This is a genomic window from Frankia sp. AgB1.9 (assembly GCF_016786355.1).
Lineage (GTDB): Bacteria > Actinomycetota > Actinomycetes > Frankiales > Frankiaceae > Pseudofrankia.
Map to the genome: position 1 here is coordinate 24,206 of NZ_JADWYX010000095.1, position 6,636 is coordinate 30,841.

Below are 6,636 nucleotides of genomic sequence, written 5' to 3' on the forward strand. Positions count from 1 at the left end.
GCAGGATCGGCGAGTCCCTACTACGCGCCCGGATATATCTGGCCACGCCTCGCCCGCGAGCCCCGCCGGCGGCCAGACTGGAAGCTGGCCGGCGAGTGATGGAGGCGCGATGGGTGCGACGGGCGAGGCAGCGGGCGGGATGGACGGCGTCCAGGTGGAGCGGGACGTGACTGGGCTCGCGACCCCGCAGGCCGCGATGCTCGTGGCGGACGTGCTCACCGACGACGCGGTGGCGTTCGTTGCCGGGCTGCAGCGCGCGTTCGGCGCGCGCCGCGCCGAGCTGCTGGCCAACCGGGCCCGGCGGCGGGCGGCGATCGCCGCGGGCGGATCGCTGGACTTCCTGCCGGAGACGGCCGACGTCCGCGCCGGCGCGTGGACGGTCGCCCCACCCGCCCCGGATCTGGCCGACCGTCGCTGCGAGATCACCGGCCCGACCGACGCGAAGGTGGTCATCAACGCCCTCAACAGCGGCGCGCGCCTGTTCATGGCGGACTTCGAGGACGCCAACGTCCCCACCTGGGTCAACCTGCTCGACGGCCAGCGCAACCTCACCGCGGCGATCGCGGGCACGCTGTCCTTCACCAACCCGGACGGCCGGGTCTACCGGCTGGCCGACCGGCCCGCGACCCTGGTCGTCCGGCCGCGTGGCTGGCATCTGCCCGAGCGACATGTCGTGGTCGACGGCGCCGCCATGTCGGGCTCGCTGTTCGACGCCGGGCTCTACCTGTTCCGCAACGCGCGGACCCTCGCGGCAGCCGGCAGGACCCCGGCGTTCTACCTGCCGAAGCTGGAGAGCCACCTTGAGGCCCGGCTGTGGAACGACGTGTTCAGCTTCGCCGAGGACGCCCTGAGGCTGCCCCGGGGCACCATCCGGGCCACCGTGCTGATCGAGACGCTGCCGGCCGCGTTCGAGATGGACGAGATCCTCTACGAGCTGCGTGAGCACTCCGCCGGGCTCAACGCGGGCCGCTGGGACTACCTGTTCTCCACGATCAAGACGTTCGCCGCCCGGCCTGGCGAGTTCCTACTGCCCGACCGCAACGCCGTGACGATGACCGCGCCGTTCCTGCGCGCGTACACCGAGCTGCTCGTCTCGACGTGCCATCGCCGCGGCGCGCACGCGATCGGCGGCATGGCGGCGTTCATCCCGTCGCGGCGCGACCCCGCGGTGAACGCGGCCGCCCTGGCGAAGGTCCGGGCCGACAAGGTCCGCGAGTCCGGGGACGGGTTCGACGGCAGCTGGGTCGCGCATCCCGACCTCGTGCCCGTCTGCACCGAGGTCTTCGACGGCGTCCTGGGCACCGCGCCCAACCAGCTCACCCGGCAGCGCCCCGACGTCCACGTCACCGCCGACGCGCTCCTCGACATCGCCGCGACCCCTGGCGAGATCACCGAGGGCGGGGTGCGGATCAACATCAGCGTCGGGCTGCGCTATCTGGAGACCTGGCTGCGCGGCTCCGGCGCGGTCGGCATCGACAACCTGATGGAGGACGCGGCGACGGCGGAGATCTCGCGCAGCCAGCTCTACCAGTGGGTCGCCGCCGGCGCGAAGCTCGCCGACGGCCGGGTCGTCACCGCCGAGCTGGTCCGACAGATCCTCGCCGAAGAGGTCGCGCGGCTGAGCCCGTCCGGCTCGGTCCCGGGCTCGGCCGCGGCCGCCGCCGAATCGGCCGAGGCCGGAAAGGCCGCCGGGCGATGGGCGGACGCTCTCGAGCTTTTCGAGCAGACCGCGCTCGGCGAACCCTTCGCCGAGTTCCTCACGCTGCCTGCCTACGACCGGATCTGACCGGTCACGAACGGTGCCCCACGCGGCGCTGACCAGGAAAGTTATCAACGCGAAACATAACCCTCCGCGTCCATCACATCCCGGACTCGTAGCAGTGCGCGATTCTGGCCCGGTCCACTGGCACTATGGGACGGACGGATAACGGATCCAAGGGGATCAGTGCGACGTGTTGGCCATGCGCGCCGACTCGCCGCCGGGTCGCGCGCACCGTGCGCGGCGATGAGACGGATGTAGGGCGGGGAAGTCCATGTCGTTGCAGGAACACGCCTTCGCTGATGTCGCGGATGTCCGCGGCCGGTTGCGGGAGACGGGCTACCTCGCCGACGAGGCGATCGCCACCACAATCTTCCTCGCGGACCGGCTGCGCAAGCCGCTGCTGGTCGAGGGACCGGCGGGCACCGGCAAGACCGAGCTCGCCAAGGCGCTGGCCGCCTCCACCGGCGCCGAGCTGATCCGCCTGCAGTGCTACGAGGGCCTCGACGAGGCGCGCGCGCTCTACGAGTGGAACTACAAGAAGCAGCTGCTGCGCATCCAGTCCGCGTCCGGCGACGGCGGTGGCGACTGGCGCTCGACGCACGACGACATCTTCAGCGAGGAGTTCCTGCTCGCCCGGCCGCTGCTGTCCGCGATCCGCCGCGACGGGCCAACCGTGCTGCTCATCGACGAGACCGACAAGGCCGACGTCGAGGTCGAGGGCCTGCTGCTGGAGGTGCTCTCCGACTTCCAGGTGACCATCCCGGAGCTGGGCACGATCGCCGCGACCCGCCGGCCGTTCGTCGTCCTGACCTCGAACGCGACCCGTGAGCTGTCGGAGGCGCTGAAGCGCCGCTGCCTGTACCTGAACCTGGACTACCCGTCGGCGGCTCGGGAGAAGGAGATCCTGCTCGCCCGGGTCCCCGAGCTTCCCGAGCAAATGGCCGAGGCACTGGTCCGCACGGTCCGCGCGCTGCGGGCGATGGAGCTGAAGAAGGCGCCGTCGATCGCGGAGACCATCGACTGGGGCCAGACCGTGCTCGCGCTCGGTTTCGACTCGCTCGACGAGGAAGAAGTGAAGAGCACTCTGGGTGTGGTGCTCAAGCACGCGAGCGACCAGGCCCGCGCGATAAGCCAGCTCAAGCTCGGCGCCAACTGACCGGACCCGGTCGGCAGGGGTTCGGTCGGATGAACAGGGGTTTCAGGTGAGCAGGGGGTTCGGATGAACCTGGTAGACCGCACGGTCGAGTTCACGGCCGCCCTGCGGCGCGCCGGCGTGCCGGTGAGCACGGCCGAGACCGTCGATGCCGCCCGCGCCGTCGGCGCGATCGGCTGGCTGGACCGGGAGGCCGTCCGCGCCGCCTTCGCGACCACGATGTGCAAGCGGCCGCTCTACCGCAACGCCTTCGACACCCTGTTCGACCTGTACTTCCCGCCCCGGATCGGCGACGGCGTGGCAGTCAGCGAGGGCGGCGTCCCCGGCCTCGGCGACGGCGAGCCCAGCGGCGAGCAGCGCGAGCCGACCCGCGAGGAGCTGGACGCGCTGAAGAAGGCGCTGCGCGACCAGCTGCAGCAGGCGCTGCTCGACGGCGACGACGAGTCGCTGCGCGACCTCGCCCGCCAGGCCGTGGCCGCGTTCGGCTCCGCCCCCGGCGGCGGGCAGAACGGCCGCTCGTGGTTCGTCTTCCGAGTGCTGCGCGCGATGTCCCCGGACACCTTGATCGCCGCCCTGCTCGCCGCGATGCTCGGGCCACAGGAACGCGGCGGGCTCGCCGAGCGGATCGCCAGGCAGACCATCACCGACCGGATCCGCTCCTTCGAGGAGATGATCCAGTCCGAGATCCGCCGCCGGATGGCCGAGGAGCGCGGTCTGCAGGCCACCGAGCGCACGGCGGTGAAGCCGCTGACCGACCAGGTCGAGTTCCTGCGCGCCTCGCACCAGGACCTCATCGAGCTGCGTCGCCAGGTCTACCCGCTGGCCCGACGGCTCGCGACCCGGCTGACCGCCAAGCGCCGGTCCGGCCGCACCGGCCGGCTGGACTTCCGCCGCACCGTCCGCGCGTCGCTGGCCACGGGTGGCGTGCCGCTGGAGACCAAGCACCGCCCGCACAAGCCGCACAAGCCCGAGCTGGTCGTGCTGTGCGACGTCTCCGGCTCGGTCGCGTCGTTCGCGCACTTCACCCTGATGCTCACGCACGCCCTGCGCGAGCAGTTCTCCAAGGTGCGGGCGTTCGGCTTCATCGACACGACCGACGAGGTCACCCGATTCCTGCGCGGCGTCGACCTCGGCGACATGATGGGCCGGATCGCCAGCGAGGCCGACCTGGTCTGGTTCGACGGCCACAGCGACTATGGCCACGCCATTGAGGTGTTCGCCGAGCGTTACCCCGACGCCGTCGGCCCCAAGACGTCCCTGCTCGTCCTCGGCGACGCCCGCAACAACTACCGCGCCACCGAGTCGACCATCTTCAAGAGGCTGTGCTCCCAGGCCCGCCACGCCTACTGGCTCAACCCGGAGCCGAAGTCCTACTGGGGCTCCGGCGACTCGGCGACCAAGGCCTACGGCGACATCGTCGACGAGATGGTCGAGTGCCGCAATGTCGAACAGCTGGAAGCCTTCATCGAGCGGCTCCTGCCGACCTGATGCCCGAGCCGGACCGGCCGACGCCGACGGACCTCGCGGCAGTCGCCGACGGAATTCTGGACGACCTGTTCGCGCGGCGGCCCGAGTGGGCGACCGAGCTCGGCGACCACCGGTTCGACGACCGGCTCACGGACTACGGCCCGGGCGCTCAGGCCGACCTCGTCCGGGCCCTGGCTCGGCACCAGGCGGCGCTTGACCGGGTTGACCTCGCGGGGCTGGACCCCGAGGCGGCGGTGGACTGGGCGATGCTCGCCGACCTGCTCGCGGCCCGAGAGTTCGAAGCCACCGCGCTGCGCGAGCACGAGTGGAACCCGCTCGTCCACCTGCCCGGCCACGCGCTGCACGGCCTGCTAGCCCGGCCGTTCGCCCCGGCCCCCGACCGGCTGCGGCTGCTTGCCGGCCGGCTCAGGGCTCTGCCCGACGCGCTGGCGACCGCCAGGCGAGTCCTCGGCCCGATGCCCCAGGTGCACGTCGAGACCGCCGTCGGGCAGGCGGACGGACTAGCCGGCCTCATCGGTGCGGATGTGGCCGCGGCGCTGGCGGGGGAGCCGTCGCTGCGCCCCCTCGTCGAGCCGGCCCAGGAGGCGGCGCTGCGGGCCGTCGAAGAGTTCACCGGCTGGCTGCGTGACCGGTTGCCTGGCATACAGGCTGGTTCGGGCGCCGACGCGGGATCGGGCGACGACGGACACCTCGACGACGACCCGTGCGGCCCGCGGCTCGGCGAACGGCTGTGGGCACGCCGGCTCGGCCATGCGCTGGCCAGCGACCTGACCTCAGCCGAGGTCGTCGCCGCGGCCCGTGAACGGGTCGACTGGCTCACCGAGGAGATCACCGCCGTCGCCGCCGAGTTCCTGGGCGAACCGGCTGGCCCCGGCGTCGTACGGCGGGCCCTCGACCGGGTGGCCTCCGACGCGCCGACCGACGCGACGGTCGTCGCCGACATCCACGCGGCGCTCGCGGACGTCAACGCGTTCCTCGCGACGACGGACCTGGTCAGCCCGACCGAGGCCCCGCTGGACGTCGTCGTGATGCCAGAGTTCGCCCGGGGCGTCTCGGTCGCCTACTGCGACCCGCCCGGACCGCTGGAGACCGCGTCGCTGCCGACCTTCTACGCGATCGCCCCGACGCCCACCGGTTGGCCCGAGGAACGCCGGCAGTCCTTCTACCGCGAGTACAACCGGGCCTCTCTGCGCAACCTGACCGTCCACGAGGCGGTCCCGGGCCATCATCTGCAGCTTGCCGCGTCCGGCCGGTTCCGTGGCCCGACCCGGGTCCGGGCCGCCGCCTGGTCCGGGACGTTCACCGAGGGCTGGGCGGTCTACGCCGAGCAGTTCATGGCCGAGGCCGGCTTCGGCGGGCTGTCCGTGCGGCTCCAGCAGCTGAAGGTACAGCTGAGGATGACGATCAATGCCCTGCTCGACCACGGCGTGCACTGCGAGGGGATGTCCCGCGCGGAGGCGATGTCCCTGATGACGGATCGCGGGCTACAGGAGGAGGGCGAGGCCTTCGGCAAGTGGCGCCGGGCGCTGCTGACCTCCGGGCAGCTGTCCACCTACTTCGTCGGCTGGAAGGAGCTGACCGAGCTGCGCCAGTCGCTGAGCCCGGCGCCTTCGGCCCTGCGCGCCTTCCACGACGAGCTCCTCGCGCACGGCTCACCCCCGCCCCGCCATCTACGTGCATTGCTGCCGGGTCCTGCGAGTTTCGGGTGATGTGAACCAATCTGGGACCAGGCGCGTCCAACGTCATCGTGGTGCCGCAGCGCGCACCGCACTGACCGAGGAGGAGCGCGGCGATGGCGGTGGACGAACTTCTGGACACCCGGGTCGAGCCCGTGGCCGTTGGGCGGGACGACAGTCCCGGTGGGGGAGCGGGCCGCTGGGCGGCTGGCTGGCGGCGGATTCGCTTCTCCCGCCGGGGCCTGATCGTCGCGGCGGTCGTGCTGGTCGGCATCGTGGTGCTGGTGGCGGTGCTGGGCACCGCTGTCGGCTCACGTAGCGGCAGCGGAGGTGACAGCTCCAGCGGCAGCGCGATGTCGGTCCCGGCCGCGGCTCCGGCTGGCGGTTTCGGTGTCAACAGCGCGGACAGCTCGGCTGGCGGGACCGAGGTCGCGCCCGACTCCGCAGCCCGGCCGGCGGCCGGCGCCGGCTCAGCCGTCGCCGGCCCCCGGGGGGGGGCCGGGCCCCCCCGGGGCGCCCCCGGGGGCCCGCCGCCCGCCCGGGGCGGCCCCCCGCGG

The 6,636-nt window shown here is 72.5% G+C and carries 4 protein-coding genes and 1 pseudogene; all 5 read left to right on the top strand.

The annotated features are described in order from the left end of the window. Nucleotides 1-109 precede the first annotated feature (109 nt). Nucleotides 110-1,786 (top strand): malate synthase A, encoded by a 1,677-nt coding sequence (gene aceB, locus I6A60_RS29705; protein ID WP_203023594.1) that lies wholly within the window; start codon nucleotides 110-112, stop codon nucleotides 1,784-1,786. Between the two features lie 247 nt (nucleotides 1,787-2,033). Then, entirely contained in the window at nucleotides 2,034-2,918 is an 885-nt protein-coding gene (locus tag I6A60_RS29710) for a MoxR family ATPase (RefSeq protein WP_203023595.1), read from the top strand. 63 nt (nucleotides 2,919-2,981) lie between these two features. Further along, on the top strand, nucleotides 2,982-4,403 hold the full coding sequence (locus I6A60_RS29715) for a VWA domain-containing protein (RefSeq protein ID WP_203023596.1): 1,422 nt from the start codon (nucleotides 2,982-2,984) through the stop codon (nucleotides 4,401-4,403). After that, nucleotides 4,403-6,112, top strand: coding sequence for a DUF885 domain-containing protein (locus I6A60_RS29720; RefSeq protein ID WP_203023597.1), 1,710 nt, complete (start codon nucleotides 4,403-4,405; stop codon nucleotides 6,110-6,112). Before I6A60_RS29715 ends, I6A60_RS29720 begins: the two co-directional genes overlap by 1 nt. Nucleotides 6,113-6,195: 83 nt before the next feature. Continuing rightward, nucleotides 6,196-6,636: pseudogene (locus I6A60_RS29725) on the top strand (hypothetical protein); the annotation flags it as partial.